Source organism: Pseudoalteromonas sp. Of11M-6 (assembly GCF_022347905.1).
Taxonomy (GTDB): domain Bacteria; phylum Pseudomonadota; class Gammaproteobacteria; order Enterobacterales; family Alteromonadaceae; genus Pseudoalteromonas.
Window position 1 is genome coordinate 1 of sequence record NZ_JAKRFW010000074.1, and the last position, 17,531, is coordinate 17,531.

Below are 17,531 nucleotides of genomic sequence, written 5' to 3' on the forward strand. Positions count from 1 at the left end.
ATTCGGTAAAACGTGATTTTTTCATAGTTAGTCTCCTGCTTTAATGATTGCAGAAAACTCCAATTATGCATGTCTCATTTTATGGGAAGGTGACAGTATTGTGGCAGTGGTCTTGGATAGCTTGGATGTTCTCTGCACTAGGTCTTTTAGTATTTAGTGTTATTTTAGCAGGTGAGCTCAAAGCAGACTTTAGAAAGCATGTTGGCCTGCTATTAGTCGCCTTGGGTGTGGCCCCAGATCTAATTGCTGAAGTAATTTATGCCTTTGTTTTACCAAAAGTAGTTCATTTAGCCATGGGAGAATCTGTATTTTTACTGTTTGAGCATATTGCAACCCATCTAACCGGTTACTTAGGTAATGGCCTTTATAATTTAGGAGGGCTTACGTTAACCTGTCTAGCCATTAAGCAAGGTATATTTAAAACATGGGTATCAGTGTGGGGGATCACCGCTTGGATTTTAGGTTTATTGCTGTCTGTATCTATCGCTGCTGGTCAACTTAAAGCTGCTGAGATATTTACTGCATCAAGCATGACTCTTAGTACACTTTGGATGATTATCTTTGCACATCAAGTTTTGAGGCCTAGATGGAATACGCAATCTTAAAATTAGTGCACATAGGTGCCTTGATTTTTTGGCTCGGCCCAGCTCTTGGTGCTTGGCTTGTATTAAAAGCAATAGAAAATGAAAATATAGGACCGGTGACCGCGAAGGTGGATCATGTGTTCTTTCTCATGGTCACACTGGAACATGTAGCATTTATTGTCCTCTTATTAACAGGCTTTTCTATGGCTTTTTTAGCTGGATGGTTTACATCTCCATGGCTCCAGCAAAAGCTACTTGTGGTCGGTCTCGTGATTATCCCGTTAGAGATTGTGGATATTTTCTTGGGAAATTGGTTAGCAGCAAAGGCATCTAAAAGTGTCCACTTGGGCATTGCAAGCGCTCAGCAACGGCGTTGGTTAGCGCTCTACCACGGCCCTTTTACTAAACTTGCACTCTTAACCATACCGGTTTCAGTCGTTATCGTGATGTATTTAGCGGTGAGTAAGATGCCACTTTTATCACTTTAATTCGCGGAATAACCGAACGATACTGTTGATTTGTCTAACAGACCGCTGTTCATTCCACACCGATACTAAAAAGTTAGTGGGGTAAGAATTATAAAGTGGCAATATGAATAGAACCGCATCGCGCTAAAGTCACCATATAAAGATAAATTTACTCGCTGGCCATGTCTTCAGAGTATACAGTTACCCGATTTCTTCCGCCCTCTTTAGAAACATACAAAGCGCTGTCCGCGGCTTCAATCCATTGTTCATGTTTTTCAAAAGACTCTTCGTACACGGCAACACCAAGGCTAACCGTAATCTTTATTTGTTGTTCATCGTAGTAAATAGATGAGTTTTCTATTAACGAGCGCAGTCTTTCGGCGAAAGTGATTGCACCCTTTACGTCTGTGTCGAGCAAAGTCACTGCAAACTCTTCACCGCCGTAGCGGCCTGCAGTGTCCGTTTCGCGTAGTGTTTTGCGTAGTAAGTCAGAGATATGGCGGATTGCCTCATCTCCACCACTGTGACCGTATTCGTCATTGATACGCTTAAAGTGGTCAATATCAAACATAAGCAATGCACTTTGGCCTTGATTACGTTTCAAGCGTTTAAACTCTTGCTTTAAGCTTTCTTCCCAAAAGCCGCGATTATGCAACTGCGTTAAACTGTCTGTTCGGCTAATTTTTTCTAATTGTTTATTCAACGACTCAAGCTCTAACTTGTTGATTGCTTCGTCGGTTACATCGTATATGATCACACAAATATGCCCTACATCCCCCGTCACTGTGGTCAATGGGATGAAAGTTGCATTCTGATACATATAATCCGCTTTGCCTGTGATAGGTCGATAATTTTTGAATCGGAAAATATACGGCTGCTGCTCCCAAATGGTAAACGACCGATTTTTTAGCACGAATACAGGCTCAGCTTTTGATCTAAACCATTGCTCATCAATACTTGGGAACAAATCAAAAATGTCTTTATCTTTAACCGCACTCGGTAACAAACCAGAATGATTTTCCATAAAACCATTCCATATACATACCTTGTAGTCGCGATCGAGTACCACCAAGCCAACATCTACGGTGTTAAACATATCCATTAACCAATGGATTTCATTCATATCAAAATCGGCTGCAGGCATAGTTAATCATCCAATAAATAGGCTACTTTGTATTTTAATGTTTTAAGCGAGTCTTCTGTGAATAGCAGCATAAGGTCACAGTTAATGTTGTGATGCTCGATGCCATAGCTAATCTCTATAGCGAGCGTTCTTTGCCATCTCGCTTTGTTGGCTTTCACAAGCTCAGCAACATCACAATGTTGGCCAAGCACCACTGGGTGGCCTTGACTGAAAGACATATCGAGCTGCTTAGATAGTCCCGTTAAAATTGCGCCAATCAAGATATTGCTAATATCCATTAAAAGCTCGAGCTCAACTTTGGTATTAAGATCGCCATGATAATTCATCAAAGATGCGATCTCTTTGAAACTAGAATCATTGAGCAGTAGTAGCGCTTCTCCGGAAACACCACCGCCAATAAAGCCTTGGCAAACGCCCGACGTAGTTGCGCTAGCATCAATTGCTTGCAGTGCCATATGCAGCTCATTGACTTCGAGTACATTAACGTTTGGAATAGGTAATTCAACGAATACGTTTAGCAATCGCGCCAACAAATCCCCCGCCTGCCCCATAGCAACGTTGGTAAGCTCTTGATAGATATCACGGATCTCAGGGTCTAGCTGCTCACCAAGTTTATGAACCAAGCTTTCTCTGATTGCTTTGTCTTTTATTCCATGATGCTCAATAATTTCAGCAAGCTTAGCTGCATCACAGGGCTTACGGATAAAATCAATAGCGCCAAGTTCTATCACTCGTTGGTGCGCATTAGGTTGAATGTCGCCAGAAACAACGACAGTAAGCACAGATAAATCTTGCTCGGTAATGGCCTGTAGCACTTCATAGCCATCCATCTGCGGCATATTTAGATCAAGGAATAGAATCTCTGGAGAAAGTGCTTTTATTTGTTTAATACAGTCGAGTCCATTCTCTGCAAATTCTACTTTAATATCCCAGTCGTCTGGCAATGAACGCGCCAGCTGCCGACGGGCAAGTTTTGAATCGTCACAAATTAGGACTAGTGTTGACATACAAGCTCTCTTTCTGTTTCCCATGCGTATCGGCACGATGTCGGGAAGTTTTAGTTATAATTATGAGATTAAAGCTTAAAATTGCGACATATGTTAATAAAACGACGCCATCTTGACAATCTAAATGTCACTTAAGCTTGGTTAGTTACTGTCAGTATAATACACTCAAATCAATTAAGTTAACTTCAAAAGGAATACTTTATGCTGAAAGCGTTAGTTTTAGCGAGTGGTCTGTTTAGTGCGATATCATTAGCTTATGATTTACCTGAAAACTCGGTAGATATGGGCAAGGTAAAAGCGCAAGGTAAAGCGGTGGTATTGCTTGGTAATGGTGTAAAGCAAGGTCAGGCTGCACCGGATTTTAAGGTTGCCGATGCTGACTTCAGCCCTGTTACCCTGAAAGACTTTGAAAGTCGTGCAATTTTAATTAGTGTTGTTCCAAGCCTAGATACTGGCACTTGCAGCCTACAAACTAAACATTTCAATGAAAAAGTAGCAAGCCAATTTCCTGATGTTGCCATGTTGACGATTAGTGCTGACTTGCCGTTTGCGCAAAAGCGCTTTTGCAAAGCAGAAAATATCGACAAGGTTAAAACATTATCAGACGCCGTATGGCATTCTTTTGGTGAAAATTATGGTTTGTTGATTAAAGATATGGGCCTGCTCAGTCGCGCGATTTTTGTGCTAGACAAGGAACACAAGATTGTTTACAAGCAGCTGGTAGAAAATTTAGCAAAAGAGCCAAACTACGAAGAAGTCGTTGGCGCACTGAAGAGTCTATAGCCTCACTATATACTCTCATCAATAAACACAAAAAAGCCGGTCACTTAACAATGACCGGCTTTTTCAATTCGTTATACCAATTTACTTTTGTAGATCTAGCATTAGCTTGTTAAGACGGCTTACAAAGCCCGCTGGATCTTTCAGGCTACCACGCTCTGCAAGCATTGCTTGGTCTAGTAGTACTTCTGCCCATTGTCCAAACTTGTCTTCGTCTTGTTCGTTATTCAAATGCTTAATTAATTGGTGCTCTGGGTTAAGTTCAAATACCGGCTTAGACTCAGGCACGGCTTGACCCACCTGCTCCATTAGCTTTTGCATTTGTGAGCTCATATCATGATCATCTGCAACCACACATGCTGGAGAATCTGTTAAGCGGTGCGTAAAGCGTACTTCTTTCACTTTATCGCCAAGTGCTGTTTTCACACGCTCAACTAGGCCTTCAACTTCCTTCTCACTTTCTTCGTGTGCTTTCTTCGTTTCTTCGTCATCCATATCACCCAAGTCAAGATCGCCACGCGTGATTGACTGAAGTGGCTTCTCGTTGAATTCAGTGAGGTGGCTCATCATCCACTCGTCAACACGATCCGACAACAGTAAAACTTCAATGCCTTTCTTACGGAAGATTTCAAGATGCGGTGAACTCTTTGCTGCTTCAAAGCTATCAGCCACAACATAGTAAATCTTATCTTGGCCTTCTTTCATGCGCTCAATGTACTGCTCAAGCGATACGTTTTGCGTTTTCTCGTCAGTATGTGTAGAGCTAAAGCGCAATAGTTTTGCAATAGCATCTTTGTTTGCGAAATCTTCAGCAGGACCTTCTTTGATCACATTACCAAATTCATTCCAGAATGCTTGGTAATCTTCTGGTTTGTTTTTGCCCATGCGCTCAAGCATTTTAAGTACACGAGATGTACAGCCTTTACGAATAGCTTGAGTGATCTTGTTGTCTTGTAGGATCTCACGAGATACGTTAAGCGGTAAATCGTTAGAATCTAGTAAGCCTTTAACAAAGCGCAGGTAGCTTGGCATAAACTGCTCGGCGTCATCCATGATGAACACGCGTTGTACATAAAGCTTAAGGCCAGCTTGACGCTCACGATTGTATAAATCGAAAGGTGCCTTTTTAGGGATATAAAGTAGGCTGGTGTATTCAGTTTTACCTTCTACTTTATTGTGTGCCCAAGTGAGTGGCTCTTCCCAATCATGACCAACATGCTTGTAGAACTCTTTATATTCTTCTTCGCTGATCTCTGATTTATCACGAGTCCAAAGTGCTGTGGCTTTGTTGATCGCTTCCCACTCGCCAGGTTGCGCTTCAATTTTCTCGCCATCTGGGCCTTCAGATTCAGGAACTGGGTCTTTATAAAGTTCAACAGGAATTGAAATGTGATCTGAGTATTTAGTCACAATACCGCGAAGGCGATAAGTTTCAAGGAACTCACTCTCTTCTTCACGAAGATGTAGTGTGATCTCTGTACCACGCTCTGCTTTTTCGATTTCAGCAATCGTGAAGTCGCCTTCACCTTGCGATTCCCATTCAACCGCCTCTGACTCACCCGCTTTACGCGTACGAACCGTTACTTTATCAGCAACAATGAATGCAGAATAGAAACCAACACCGAACTGACCAATCAGCTGTGAATCTTTTGCTTGGTCGCCAGTTAGGTTTTTAAAGAAATCAGCTGTACCAGATTTTGCGATGGTACCTAATGAGCTGATCACTTCGTCACGCGTCATACCAATACCATTGTCAGAAATGGTAATGGTTTTTGCATCTTTGTTTACGCTTAAGCGAACACGTAGCTCCGCGTCACCTTCGTAAAGGTCACCATTTTGCAAAGCTAAATAACGTAGTTTGTCAGCCGCGTCTGAAGCGTTAGATACTAATTCGCGTAAAAAGATCTCTTTGTTTGAGTACAAAGAGTGGATCATTAGGTTTAATAATTGTTTGACTTCTGTTTGAAAGCCTAATGTTTCTTTTTGAGCTGCGGACATTGTTCTCTCCAATATAAGCAATTAATGCAGTGTTCTTTATCAATATGCTAGGTATATGGGGGAGGAGAAAAAACTTTCAAGAGACTGAACAAAATTTTTAACAAATCGCCCTATTTTTTAGATTCAATTGCTCCAAAAACAGGGCTTTTAGCAAGAAGCGTTAAGATTAGAGCTTCTTACGCCCGCTAAACGCATGCATTAACGTCATACCGTCTACAAGGTCAAGCTCACCGCCGACAGGCATACCATGGGCAATACGTGACGCTTCAACCTGATACTTATGACATAACTCAGAAATATAATGTGCCGTTGCCTCGCCTTCCACCGTTGGGTTTGTCGCTAAGATAACTTCATTAATATTGCCAGCACTTAGCTTACGCTCAAGAACATCAAGGCCGATTTCATTAGGGCCAATTCCATCCAGAGGCGATAAATGCCCCATCAGCACAAAATACAAGCCATTAAATTGGCCCGTTTGCTCTATCGCCAATACGTCCGTTGGTGATTCAACCACACAAAGCAGCCCTGTGTCTTGGCGCTTGATACTTTGGCAAATATCACACACCTCAACCTCACTAAATGTTCGGCAGCTTGAGCAATGACCGATGACTTGCATCGCATGAGTAAGGCTTTGCCCCAGTTGGCTGCCGCCCTCTCTGTCTCGCTCTAATAAATGAAAGGCAATACGTTGCGCAGACTTAGGCCCAATGCCAGGTAAACAACGCAGCGCTTCAATAAGCGCCGTTAAACTTGGTGATAATTGCATAAATTCGTTTCTTGTGGCCCATGCAGTGCAAACGCACCGATAACAATGCCGAAATGATAAGGGATATTTCTATTGATTTAAAGCTTGAAGCAATTTCAATTCCCTTCACGCATTGTGAAGTTTAAAAACGCATTTACCATGAATTTTTCAACAATTCGACTCAAATGCTTGCAGCAAACAGGTATTCGCTCGACAATGGTTCCATTCCCGATAGTAAATACAATAGGACGACTGTCGGGCTCACTTCTCGAACTAGATAGAGACTACATAATGAAAAAAACGATAATAGCAAGTGCACTTGCAGCCGTTATGCTGACGGCTTGCTCTGAGCCACAAGTCACAACAAGTGAAACCCAAAAAACAGAAAACGCAGCGGTAGCCACTGGTAAGGCCGAACTTGGCAACTTTGGTGTTGACCTCAGTGCACGCGATGAAAGTGTAAAACCAGGCGATGATTTCTTTATGTACGCCAGCGGCACTTGGTACAAAAACTACGAAATGCCAGCAGACAAAACGCGTTTTGGTGCATTCTCTGCACTTGCTGAACGCAGTGAAGAGCAAGTAAAAACCATTATCGAAGAGATTGCTAACGGTAAAAACCTAAACGCCGAAGAGCAGCTAATTGCCGATTTTTACAATGCTTATATGGATGTTGAAACCCTAAATAAGCTTGGTATTAAACCTATTCAGCCACTACTTGCTGACATTGACGCCATTAACAACACTGACGGTCTAACCAAAGCATTCGGACAATCTTGGTTAACTGGCGTAAATGCGCCGATCGGCGGCGGTATGTGGTTTAACCGTCTAGACCCAAATAAATATGAGATGTCGATGGGTGCTGGCGGACTTGGACTACCAGATCGCTCTTACTATTTAGAAGAGGCTGAGCGTTTTGTTAAAACTCGAGAAGCATACGTTACGCATATTGCAGATATGCTTAAATTTGCGGGTAAAGACAAGCCGACTGAGCGCGCAGAGGCCATTCTTGCACTTGAAACTAAAATTGCTGAGGGACACTGGCCACGTGAAAAACGCAGAAATCGCGACCTGACATTAAATCAAGTCAAACGTGACGAACTAGCAACACAGTACCCAGGCTTTAATTGGGATTTATATTTTGCTGAAACAGGCTACAAAGTGCCTCAGCTAAATATGTCTCAGCCAGAGCCGATTAAAGCAATGATTGCGCTTATCAACTCTGAAGACTTGGCCGTCTGGAAAGACTATCTAACTTATCATGCAATTAGCGGCAATGCGTCGCTGTTGTCTGAAGATATCTTCAATACTAACTTTGAATTTTATGGCAAACATTTAAGTGGTCAACAAGAACCGCGCGCACGTTGGAAACGTGCAATCAGCGAAATGTCTGGCACTACGTCGCTTGGCTTTGCAATTGGTAAAGTTTACGTTGCCCGTTACTTCCCAGAGTCTTCTAAAAAACAAATGTCAGAATTGGTTGAAAACCTACGCACCGCGCTTGGTGAAAGGATTGAAGGCCTAGACTGGATGGGTGAAGAAACAAAAGTAAATGCTCAAGCAAAACTTGCCGCATTTACTCCTAAGATTGGCTACCCTGATAAATGGCAATCATTTGATGGGTTAACCCTAACCCGTGATAACTTAATGACAAATGTGAAAAACCTACGTGAATTTTTCCGCAATGACAGCATCGCTAAAGAGCTTGAAAAAACCGACCGTAACCGCTGGGGTATGACACCGCAACGCGTAAACGCCTACTACAACAGCTCGTTTAATGAAATCGTTTTCCCTGCGGCAATTCTACAACCGCCATTCTTCGATCCAAATGCAGACCCTGCAGTAAACTACGGCGGTATTGGTGCGGTGATAGGGCACGAAATGGGCCACGGTTTTGATGACCAAGGATCTAAATCAGATGCCAACGGTATTCAGCGTAATTGGTGGACCGATTCAGATCGCGCTGCTTTCGAAGAAAAAGCAGACAAGCTCGCGGCGCAATACAACAAATATGAGCCTATTGAGGGTAACTTCGTAAACGGTCGTAACAGCCTTGGCGAAAACATCGGTGACGTAGGTGGCCTTGCAATGGCTTACCATGCTTATAAACTGAGCCTAAACGGCAAAGAAGCACCGGTGATTGACGGCTTGACTGGCGACCAACGTTTCTTCCTTGCCTGGGCACAAGTATGGAAAGAAAAGCGTACTGAGCAAAGCATGCTAAACCAACTACGCGCAGGTACACACGCACCGGGTCAATTTAGAGCGCTTGCACCTCGCAACCATGATGCATGGTATAAAGCGTTTGACGTTAAACCGGGTGACAAACTATACCTAGCACCTGAGGAGCGCGTGCGTATTTGGTAATAACTTGAATCCCAAAGCATAACCTGCCGTCACTGGCAGGTTATGCTGCTTTAACGCCGAGCAATACGCTTTTGCTTAGTTAAGTATGCCCCGCCTAATCCGCTTAAAAACCCAAAAATATGACTTGAACTACTCGTCTGTGCAGAAAAATCAAATAACGTCGCTAAAAAACTAATGTTGGCATAGTAAGTCAATACCAGCAGAGCTACAAAACTAACAATGCCAAGCACATCGCGATTGAATAGCGCAGCACCCAACAGTAAGCCAAAGTAACCCATTACAATGCCTGATGCGCCAATGTGATTAGCATGTCCAGCAAACAGCCACACCAACAGCCCTGTAGCAACCACAATAAAAAAAGTTGCTCGCTTAAACCTCGGTAATCGGGCTGCCAAATAGCCACTAATACTTAAGCCGAGCAAATTACTCAGCAAATGTCCCCAGCTACCATGTATAAAAGGCGCGGTTAACACACCACTCAAATGATGCACGTTATGCGGTACAATCCCAAAACGGTAGACGGGTAAGCCAAAAATACCACCCAACAACTGTACGAGGCACATCACTGCCATCGCGTACAAAACCAACTTAAAATTGGGCGGAAAAACTAGTGCACGTTTACTCATCTTATTGTCCACATCCCCTCTAATGGCACACCGCTGATAAGGTGGCTAAATTTTATTAACCTGTTAAAGCCAAGGGCATGTCACAACATCTTGGCTGAGGTCGATTAGAGTAACTTAGGAAGTACAGATAACCCTAGTTTTTCTTTAGTTGAAACAGACAACTTATCAACTTGAGAGATTATTTTGGCAGCTAATGCTTCTCCTTCCATAACACTTACCCCATGTTCACTTGCATATTCTTTAACTTCATCTGAAACAATACCAGTGGTAATCAACCATAAACTAACATTCGGTGTTTCTTTTTCAAATTCAATTAACTGATCAACTCCCCAATTACTAGTTGTACCTGAATGATGCTTACACTGAACATACACGATATTTGTCCCAGAAAAGTCATCACTTTTTTCCGCCCTAATATCAATATCAGAATGATCATTTGTCTGACTTTTTGACATAATATGCGTTCGATAACCTTCAATTTCTAAGAGTTCAGCAATTAACTTTTCTAAACCATACCCACCACTTTCTAGTCTAGATTGCCCTGTTATCAATCTATCTAGCAAACTACGTTCAATATGTTTTAATTCAATTTCTACTCGAGTCTGAAATTCTGAGTCAAATTTTATCTCTAGGTTTTGCTGTAGTTTTTCAATATAGCCGGCAATTTCTTCTTTAAATTCATTAAGGTTGGCAATCGACATCCTTATCTTTAATCTGCTTTGTAAGCCCTCGGTTAATTGATACCTTGGGATCTTAACCAAATTACCATTAGACTTTTTAAAAAAATTGACCGCGACTCTATTAGCTCCATTCCAAGGTGTTTCAGCGAATGATTTTTCACCAACTGCAACCCCTATTAACACAGCCCTATTTATCGGAACTACTACTATATCGCCTGCTGAAATTTCAAAAAATCGTTTGATTTGATTTCTTTGTCTGCCGACATCGATTCCCCTCTCTTTAATAAACTCATCAATTTCAAAAAAAGAATTAAATTTACTCAAATTAATTTCACGCCAACCATAACCAACTAAAGCCTGCTCGGCTAAGAACTCTGGGCCTCTAACTAATATTATGTTTTTCATTTTGTTCGTCCTTTATAGGTTAAGCCAATGCCAAAACTCTTCGGGCATTTCTTGCTCTACCATTTCCATAGCTTTGATATCGACAGTACTGTTACAACCCATCAGAGGTACTTCAATTTCTCTGGATTGCTCAGCCCAGCTAACTTCAAAGTAACGAACATTCTCATCATCATGGCATATCTTAGTTACTCTACCGAAACCGTATAGCTTCATGGTTTTACCAAATTGTTCACGCTTTTTAAGGACAAGAAGGTCACCTGCACACACTTCATACCATCGATTTATCTGAACTTCACTCTCTAGATAGTCAAAACGACAAATCCCATTTTCTTTCCAAAAAATATCTAATCTATTTGAAAAATCAGCTTCGGGACAAAAGCCCATAAATAAAATTGATGTATCTGCAGGCTTACTATATGGGATCGCATCAAGTATTAACTTTGCGTCTTTATCTCCTTTGTTGAAAATGCGTAGCGCATTTTCTTGTAAAACAGCCACTTGAGCTCGCGTTAAACTGCCACTTTTTAACTGGTCAAGTTGATTTTGATACTTCATAAATCCATCTCCACATTTAGAGTAGTTCAATACAGATAGACTTAAGTTAGAACATTTCCACAAAAAATAAAAGCTTTATTATTCAATAATATAAAGATAATTTTCAATGTAAAAATGCCTAAATCCCGTGCTATAGAATCGGTTTAAATCCATTTAGAACCCTCTTTTTTCAAAAAAGTAGATTACGATGATAATTTTAAGGGATCAGATAAAGTAACAGCCCTCACCGAATCCGTGGTATCTATTAGGTATCCCTAAATTTCAGACAAAAAAATAGCGCCTAAAGGCGCTATTTTTATGGGATTCTAAATTAGAACGGCATTTTGAAACCTGGAGGCATTTGCATGCCGCCGGTGACTTCTGACATACGCTTTTGTGTTTCTTCACCTACACGGCGAACTGCGTCGTTTACCGCAGCGGCTAGTAGGTCTTCGATCATGTCTTTGTCGTCTTCCATTAGGCTTTCGTCGATTTCTACGCGACGTACGTTGTGGCTACCAAGCATAGTCACTTTTACTAAACCTGCGCCTGCTTCACCTGTTACTTCTAGGCTCTTGATCTCTTCTTGGGCTTTTTCCATGCGCTCTTGCATTTGCTGCGCTTGCTTCATGATGTTGCCCATTCCGCCTTTAAACATATTCTGCTCTCTTATACTTCAATTTGGTTTACTGTGATAAAAGATAAGGGCTAACGCCCTTAATTACAATGCCTGAACGCTATTTTCGTCAAGCATTGCGTCAAATTCTTGGACAAACGCGCTGACGAGAGGATCGTCACGCATCGCCGCTTTAGCTTGGACAAGCCTATGTTCATCTAACTGTTGCTGTACCAAAAACGGCGTGTTATTTACCGTGTCGATATAGTTAATCTCAAGCGCGATTGGCTGCTCAAGTAATGCGCTTAGGCTCTCAGTTAGTTTCTCTCTCAGCACTGCTGAATCCAAGTGCTGTTGACTCGCATCTACTTGCAATTGTACCTGCGCGCCTTGCTGCGTTATCACACTGTGTAATGCATACTGGCGAATTCGGCCACCTAATTGCATCTTTTCAATCATGTTTGCCCAATCGTCGCTCTGGTGAGCAAACTTAATGCCACTGATTGGACTAACAAAGTTTTCCGGTGCGGGGATCTCCACTTGAATACTTTGCTCGTTATCATCTTGTTTTACCGGCGATAACTGCTCTAGCAATTCTGGCGCTAAATTTTCCGTAATAGGTTTATGGCGCTCTTGAAACGCTTCTTTCTTTTGCTTTTTTGGTGCCAAGCGAGGTGTTGCTGGCTGTGCGCGTTGCGGTTCAGGCTGATACTCAGGTGTGGTTACCGTGGTGGCTGGCGCTTGCTCTATTGGCATTGGCGCACTAGGCGCCTCAGACTTTTTTACCTCACCATTGGATCCCACCAATCGACCCGCCCCAGAGATATTACGATTTTTTAAAATTCGTGCTATTGCTGACTGGGCTTGATTTTGCTGCTCGGTAACACTTGCTGTAGCAGCAGGTTCTGAAGCGTTTTGGTTTTGCACCTCAGGTCGAGACCAATCCTCTTGGTTTTGTGATGCCATTTGCGCGTATGCAGCATCATCAACTGGCGCACTTTCATGATGATGTGCAGGAACTTGTTCTTGGAACCCCTGCTCTACCGCCTGTGACATGATGCTGTCGTATTGGTTGGCCATCTCCGCCTCAGATGACACAGAGGCGACTGGTGCTTGGCTTTGCGCAGCAGGCGTTGGCGACACCGGCTCATACTGTGTTGTTTGTTGCGTGGTTGATGTCGTTGCTTCTGGTGCATATGTAGGTGTTGCTGTCGGCTGTACCTGAGGTGATGCCGCTACCGTAGCATTATCTTCTGTTGGCTTTTTTAACAGCGCTCGTAAATCCCCTACTTTGCTTTGCTTTTCAGAAGTCTCTTGGCTCACAGGAGCGCTAGGCACTACACTATGACTTTCTTTTTCGAACGCCATTAAGCGCAGCATTACCATCTCAAACCCAAGTTTAGGCTCGGGTGCCCACTTTAGGTCTTTTTTGCCATTTAACAGCAGTTGATACAACAACTGACCCTGTTGCGGTGCTAATTGCTCGGCCAATAGCTTAATGTCGTTGTTATCAAAATTTGATAACCGCGCAGCACTAGGCACAAGTTGAGTGAGCTGAATAACATGCAATAACGCAATTAAATCGTCCAGCACACTGACAAAATTACCGTTTTGTAGTGCTATTTTTTCAATCGCATTGAGTAAGGCATCACCGTCGTGACATAAAATTGCAGACAGCAAAATGACCGCATGAGCACTATCCATCAGTCCCAGCATAGATTGCACTGCAGGCACCGTTAAATTGCCATTTGTTTGTGCAATAGCCTGATCGGTCAAACTTAGAGCGTCACGCATACTGCCATCAGCGGCTTTAGCTAACGTTTGTAGCGCTACCGGATCAAAGGCAACTTGCTCTAGCGGCAGAATTTTTTCTAGCTGTTCAACTATTTGCCCTTGTGTCATTGCGTTCAGGTTGAACTGTAAACAGCGAGACAGAATAGTCACAGGCAACTTCTGTGGATCGGTTGTGGCGAGCAAAAATTTTACGTGCTCTGGCGGCTCTTCTAAGGTTTTAAGGAGCGCATTAAAACTGTGCTTCGACAACATATGCACTTCATCGATGAGATAAACCTTGTAGCGACCACGGGTTGGTGCATATTGTACGTTGTCTAAGATTTCTCGCGTGTCTTCAACTTTTGTGCGAGAAGCCGCATCAATTTCGATTAAATCGATAAACTTACCAGTTTCAATCTCAGTACAGGCACTACACTGACCACAAGGCGTTGAAGTAACGCCTTGTTCGCAGTTAAGGCTTTTAGCAAAGATCCTAGCAATGGTTGTTTTGCCCACACCACGTGTTCCGGTGAATAAATAGGCATGGTGTAAACGCTTTTCATTGAGTGCGTTAACCAGAGCTTGTTTAACATGCTCTTGCCCCATTAATTCATGGAAGTTTTGCGGACGCCATTTTCGCGCCAGAACCTGATAGCTCATGCTTATTCGCCTTCGAACTCTACAAGTGAAAGGATTTTGATCCCAAGATCGTTAATTTTCTTTTCACCACCAAGCTCAGGCAATGAAATAACAAACGCAGCATCAGTGGCTTCACCGCCTAAGCGTTTAACCAGTTTTGCTGTTGCTTCAATAGTACCACCTGTTGCAAGTAAATCATCAACAAGTAGCACTTTATCACCTGCTTCAATCGCATCTGAGTGTAATTCAAGCGTATCTTCACCATATTCAAGCTGGTAAGACTGGCTGATCACCTCACGCGGTAATTTACCCGGCTTTCTTACTGGAATAAAAGGAATACCTAACTCATACGCCAATGGTGCACCGAAGATAAAACCACGCGATTCAGTACCGATGATTTTAGTGAAGCCGCCATCTTTATAAGCCGCAACGAATGCATCAATTGTTGCCTTAAACGCAGCTGGATTTGCTAGAAGTGAAGTCACGTCACGGAACATGATCCCTGGTTTTGGGTAATTAGGAACCGTCGCGATACTATTTTTGATCAATGACATATTCTCTGTCGTCATAATTGCTTTGCTTTAAGTTTATTACAAAAGAGTGAGATTATAACAATTTTCTATCCGGTTGAAACCGACTGAGTGACTTTGTGTGTCAGGATGGGGGAAAAGCGAACAATTTAGTGAGTATTTTATACCAATTAGCTTAATTAAGTGATCTATTTTGAGGCGAGAAAATCTTGTCGATAACACCGCTTCCGCATCCTGCTCACGCCAAGGTACCTACATCCATATAGGCAAGGCGAAAGTTTTGCGATTTAGTTGTTCTAAATGAGAAATTTTTAACGCAGTTAGCGTCAGATTTGCTCCTTCAAATTGAGCAAGTATTAAGACTAATTGGTATATATCTGTATAGAATCGAAAAAGGCTGCGAAAAGCAGCCTCTAGGTAAATACGTTCAGCTTGACTTATGCAAGCGCTGTTGCCCAGCCTAGAATCGCGTTTAAACAACCAATTCCAGCGAATACAGCAACAAATGCAAGGAAATACTTTGCATTGAACGGATCTTTAAAGTCACCTTTAGACATAGATACTACCTTTAATTTTACAACTCGCGCCAACTGCATAGCAGCAGAAAGCATTGACTAGCGCCCTAGTCCGAGTTTAAGCACGACAAAAACAGGCCGTATAATAGTCGATGTTGCCAATAGCTTAAAGGTTTTTTGTTTTGATAATGCCAAGATCTGCGAATTCAGCTAGTGTATGCCGTGCCCCTTGCTGCAGCTGTTCAACGGTAAACTGAGGCACTTGCTGCGCTATAACATCCACAATGTCAGTGAGTTGCATACCATCATTGGCTTCAATCACCGACAACATTAAGGCCGTCATCGGATTTAGTGCGACAAACTGAACTTCGTCCTCTTCGTCTCTATACAATGCAAAGCTAAACGTTTGCCCTGCTGTTTTAGTTGGCCTAAAGGTTTCACTGATCTGATGAACCGGATATTGATAATGTGCAACTCTGGCCGTACTTGCCAAGCTAATTTCAACATCTGCAAGCGCTTGTACCTTAATCGAAAGCTCATGCTCTGCTTCAACGGTCGTTGCTACATCTAGCTCTAGCCATTCATAGTGAGCAAGCTCTAACAAGAACTCAGGATCAGCTTCAGAGGGCTCGTATTCTGTTTGTAAAAACTGCAAGAACTCTTTGCTAATCTCTAAAAAGTATGGCGAATGACAATCGTGCTTAACAAAAAATAGCCTAATTAACGTCAACCAATCTTCATTAGTATACAAGCTTTTAAGTACAGGAAACGCACTGCTCACGAAGCCTTCAACATTATTAAAAAACAGCTCTTGATAGATTTTTAATCGCCGAGCTTCTACGCCATCAGGCGCAGGTTGGTTGTCTGGATCTCTAATATGCGCCATAAACTGCCGCTGAGTTTCTACAAAAGACATAACTATACCTGCTCCAAGCGCTTGGCGTATTTGGCCTGTATTGCAGAAATTTGCCCCGCTTCTGCCAGTAATTCTGCCATAGGAGGAATATTAAAATCTCGCTCTAGTAACGTCGGGAATACCCCATGAAGCTCATAGGCTTTATCTAACAAGTCCCATACTGGCGAAGATACCTCAGCGCCGTGAGTATCAACGAGTAAATCTTCGGCTTCCACATAATGGCCTGCGATATGGCCGTATGCAATACGCTCGCTTGGCATAGCCGCTAAGAATTGTTCAGCATCGTAGCCATGGTTAATAGCGTTGACATAGATGTTGTTGACATCGAGTAGCAAATCGCAATCGGCCTCAGCCAATACCCCAAGGGTAAATTCTAACTCCGACATTTGTTGTCCAGGAGCCGCATAGTAAGACACATTTTCTACAGCAATTCGACGTTCTAGATGTTCTTGGACTGCTCGGATCCGCTTAGCTGTATGATGGATTGCTTCTTCCGTAAAAGGGATTGGCATCAGATCGTACATATGACCCTCTCCCGAACAATAACTCAGATGCTCACTGTACGTAGCGATATTATGCTGTTTAAAAAATGTTTTTAGTTGTGATAAAAATTCACGATCAAGCGGTGCAGGTGAACCTAGCGATAACGATAAGCCATGACAGATAAAGGTATGTTGTTGCGTCAATGCTTGAAATTGCTTTGCAAGCTTACCGCCAAATTTTAGCCAGTTTTCTGGTGCAACCTCATAAAAATCTACTTGCTTTGGTGGTGTATTAAGCACATCATCGACCATTTCACGGCGTAAACCAAGTCCTAAGTTGCCTAACTGCACTGTCATACTTCTCTCACTTTAGACATTATTTTGAAATAATCAGAAGCTCGCATCACAAAGGCTTTACTGTATGCACGGCTTCACTTTGGAATTACCCAATAGCGCCGCTTACCTTAACATAACTAGCTGCGCTATTGGGTCGAATACAATGGTATTCCTATTTAGTGGTTACCACCGCATTTACCTTCCCCGCACTTACCTTCTTTTTTGCCTTTGGCGTCGCCACCACATTTACCTTCGCCGCACTTACCTTCTTTTTTGCCTTTGGCGTCGCCACCGCATTTGCCTTCGCCGCACTTACCTTCTTTTTTACCTTTAGCGTCGCCACCACATTTGCCTTCGCCGCACTTACCTTCTTTCTTACCTTTGGCG

At 42.6% G+C, this 17,531-nt stretch carries 17 protein-coding genes; 4 read left to right on the forward strand and 13 right to left on the reverse strand.

Annotated features, from left to right (window positions below):
- Positions 1-98: 98 nt before the first annotated feature.
- Both MHN32_RS22205 and MHN32_RS22210 read left to right on the forward strand, forming a co-directional pair.
- Complete coding sequence (locus tag MHN32_RS22205) at positions 99-605, forward strand: hypothetical protein (RefSeq protein WP_239422834.1); 507 nt, start codon at positions 99-101, stop codon at positions 603-605.
- Complete coding sequence (locus MHN32_RS22210; protein WP_010375396.1) at positions 587-1,072, forward strand: DUF2269 family protein; 486 nt, start codon at positions 587-589, stop codon at positions 1,070-1,072. Before MHN32_RS22205 ends, MHN32_RS22210 begins: the two co-directional genes overlap by 19 nt.
- 148 nt (positions 1,073-1,220) lie before the next feature.
- On the opposite strand, the gene MHN32_RS22215 is transcribed toward MHN32_RS22210, so the two are convergent.
- On the reverse strand, positions 1,221-2,195 hold the full coding sequence (locus tag MHN32_RS22215) for a diguanylate cyclase (protein WP_010375394.1): 975 nt from the start codon (positions 2,193-2,195) through the stop codon (positions 1,221-1,223).
- Positions 2,196-2,197: 2 nt separating this feature from the next.
- Positions 2,198-3,202: a response regulator gene (locus tag MHN32_RS22220; protein ID WP_010606424.1), complete on the reverse strand. Its 1,005-nt coding sequence runs from the start codon at positions 3,200-3,202 to the stop codon at positions 2,198-2,200.
- Between the two features lie 201 nt (positions 3,203-3,403).
- Here MHN32_RS22220 and tpx point away from each other — a divergent pair, with 201 nt between their 5' ends.
- Positions 3,404-3,985 carry a thiol peroxidase gene (gene tpx, locus MHN32_RS22225; protein WP_017217995.1) on the forward strand — a complete coding sequence of 194 codons (582 nt, stop codon included), beginning with the start codon at positions 3,404-3,406 and terminating at the stop codon, positions 3,983-3,985.
- An 81-nt stretch (positions 3,986-4,066) separates the two neighbouring features.
- On the opposite strand, the gene htpG is transcribed toward tpx, so the two are convergent.
- Positions 4,067-5,980, reverse strand: coding sequence for a molecular chaperone HtpG (gene htpG, locus MHN32_RS22230; protein ID WP_239422835.1), 1,914 nt, complete (start codon positions 5,978-5,980; stop codon positions 4,067-4,069).
- 166 nt (positions 5,981-6,146) lie between these two features.
- Positions 6,147-6,746 (reverse strand): recombination mediator RecR, encoded by a 600-nt coding sequence (gene recR / locus MHN32_RS22235; RefSeq protein ID WP_239422836.1) that lies wholly within the window; start codon positions 6,744-6,746, stop codon positions 6,147-6,149.
- Positions 6,747-7,016: 270 nt separating this feature from the next.
- Between recR and MHN32_RS22240 the strand changes: the two genes are divergently transcribed.
- Positions 7,017-9,092 carry a M13 family metallopeptidase gene (locus MHN32_RS22240; RefSeq protein ID WP_010606420.1) on the forward strand — a complete coding sequence of 692 codons (2,076 nt, stop codon included), beginning with the start codon at positions 7,017-7,019 and terminating at the stop codon, positions 9,090-9,092.
- Between the two features lie 50 nt (positions 9,093-9,142).
- Here MHN32_RS22240 and MHN32_RS22245 read toward each other — a convergent pair whose 3' ends face one another.
- The 9 genes from MHN32_RS22245 to MHN32_RS22285 all read right to left on the reverse strand — a co-directional run.
- Positions 9,143-9,718 carry a rhomboid family intramembrane serine protease gene (locus tag MHN32_RS22245; protein WP_239422837.1) on the reverse strand — a complete coding sequence of 192 codons (576 nt, stop codon included), beginning with the start codon at positions 9,716-9,718 and terminating at the stop codon, positions 9,143-9,145.
- Positions 9,719-9,822: 104 nt separating this feature from the next.
- On the reverse strand, positions 9,823-10,803 hold the full coding sequence (locus tag MHN32_RS22250; RefSeq protein ID WP_239422838.1) for a restriction endonuclease: 981 nt from the start codon (positions 10,801-10,803) through the stop codon (positions 9,823-9,825).
- A gap of 12 nt (positions 10,804-10,815) precedes the next feature.
- Positions 10,816-11,358, reverse strand: coding sequence for a hypothetical protein (locus MHN32_RS22255; protein ID WP_239422839.1), 543 nt, complete (start codon positions 11,356-11,358; stop codon positions 10,816-10,818).
- Positions 11,359-11,668: 310 nt separating this feature from the next.
- Positions 11,669-11,995, reverse strand: coding sequence for a YbaB/EbfC family nucleoid-associated protein (locus tag MHN32_RS22260; RefSeq protein ID WP_010368987.1), 327 nt, complete (start codon positions 11,993-11,995; stop codon positions 11,669-11,671).
- 63 nt (positions 11,996-12,058) lie between these two features.
- Positions 12,059-14,386: a DNA polymerase III subunit gamma/tau gene (dnaX, locus tag MHN32_RS22265; protein ID WP_239422840.1), complete on the reverse strand. Its 2,328-nt coding sequence runs from the start codon at positions 14,384-14,386 to the stop codon at positions 12,059-12,061.
- 2 nt (positions 14,387-14,388) lie between these two features.
- Positions 14,389-14,934 carry an adenine phosphoribosyltransferase gene (apt, locus tag MHN32_RS22270; RefSeq protein ID WP_010368992.1) on the reverse strand — a complete coding sequence of 182 codons (546 nt, stop codon included), beginning with the start codon at positions 14,932-14,934 and terminating at the stop codon, positions 14,389-14,391.
- Positions 14,935-15,576: 642 nt separating this feature from the next.
- Positions 15,577-16,326: a putative DNA-binding domain-containing protein gene (locus MHN32_RS22275; RefSeq protein ID WP_235368039.1), complete on the reverse strand. Its 750-nt coding sequence runs from the start codon at positions 16,324-16,326 to the stop codon at positions 15,577-15,579.
- A 2-nt stretch (positions 16,327-16,328) separates the two neighbouring features.
- Positions 16,329-17,165 (reverse strand): DUF692 domain-containing protein, encoded by an 837-nt coding sequence (locus tag MHN32_RS22280; RefSeq protein ID WP_235368040.1) that lies wholly within the window; start codon positions 17,163-17,165, stop codon positions 16,329-16,331.
- Between the two features lie 155 nt (positions 17,166-17,320).
- Positions 17,321-17,531 (reverse strand): hypothetical protein (locus tag MHN32_RS22285; RefSeq protein WP_239422841.1); only part of this gene is annotated, 211 nt, incomplete at its 5' end.

Coding starts and splice junctions, on each gene's coding strand:
- MHN32_RS22210 (WP_010375396.1), top strand. CDS start 587: ATGGAATACGCAATCTTAAAATTAGTGCACATAGGTGCCTTGATTTTT.
- MHN32_RS22215 (WP_010375394.1), bottom strand. CDS start 2,195: ATGCCTGCAGCCGATTTTGATATGAATGAAATCCATTGGTTAATGGAT.
- MHN32_RS22220 (WP_010606424.1), bottom strand. CDS start 3,202: ATGTCAACACTAGTCCTAATTTGTGACGATTCAAAACTTGCCCGTCGG.
- tpx (WP_017217995.1), top strand. CDS start 3,404: ATGCTGAAAGCGTTAGTTTTAGCGAGTGGTCTGTTTAGTGCGATATCA.
- htpG (WP_239422835.1), bottom strand. CDS start 5,980: ATGTCCGCAGCTCAAAAAGAAACATTAGGCTTTCAAACAGAAGTCAAA.
- recR (WP_239422836.1), bottom strand. CDS start 6,746: ATGCAATTATCACCAAGTTTAACGGCGCTTATTGAAGCGCTGCGTTGT.
- MHN32_RS22240 (WP_010606420.1), top strand. CDS start 7,017: ATGAAAAAAACGATAATAGCAAGTGCACTTGCAGCCGTTATGCTGACG.
- MHN32_RS22245 (WP_239422837.1), bottom strand. CDS start 9,718: ATGAGTAAACGTGCACTAGTTTTTCCGCCCAATTTTAAGTTGGTTTTG.
- MHN32_RS22250 (WP_239422838.1), bottom strand. CDS start 10,803: ATGAAAAACATAATATTAGTTAGAGGCCCAGAGTTCTTAGCCGAGCAG.
- MHN32_RS22255 (WP_239422839.1), bottom strand. CDS start 11,358: ATGAAGTATCAAAATCAACTTGACCAGTTAAAAAGTGGCAGTTTAACG.
- MHN32_RS22260 (WP_010368987.1), bottom strand. CDS start 11,995: ATGTTTAAAGGCGGAATGGGCAACATCATGAAGCAAGCGCAGCAAATG.
- dnaX (WP_239422840.1), bottom strand. CDS start 14,386: ATGAGCTATCAGGTTCTGGCGCGAAAATGGCGTCCGCAAAACTTCCAT.
- apt (WP_010368992.1), bottom strand. CDS start 14,934: ATGACGACAGAGAATATGTCATTGATCAAAAATAGTATCGCGACGGTT.
- MHN32_RS22275 (WP_235368039.1), bottom strand. CDS start 16,326: ATGTCTTTTGTAGAAACTCAGCGGCAGTTTATGGCGCATATTAGAGAT.
- MHN32_RS22280 (WP_235368040.1), bottom strand. CDS start 17,165: ATGACAGTGCAGTTAGGCAACTTAGGACTTGGTTTACGCCGTGAAATG.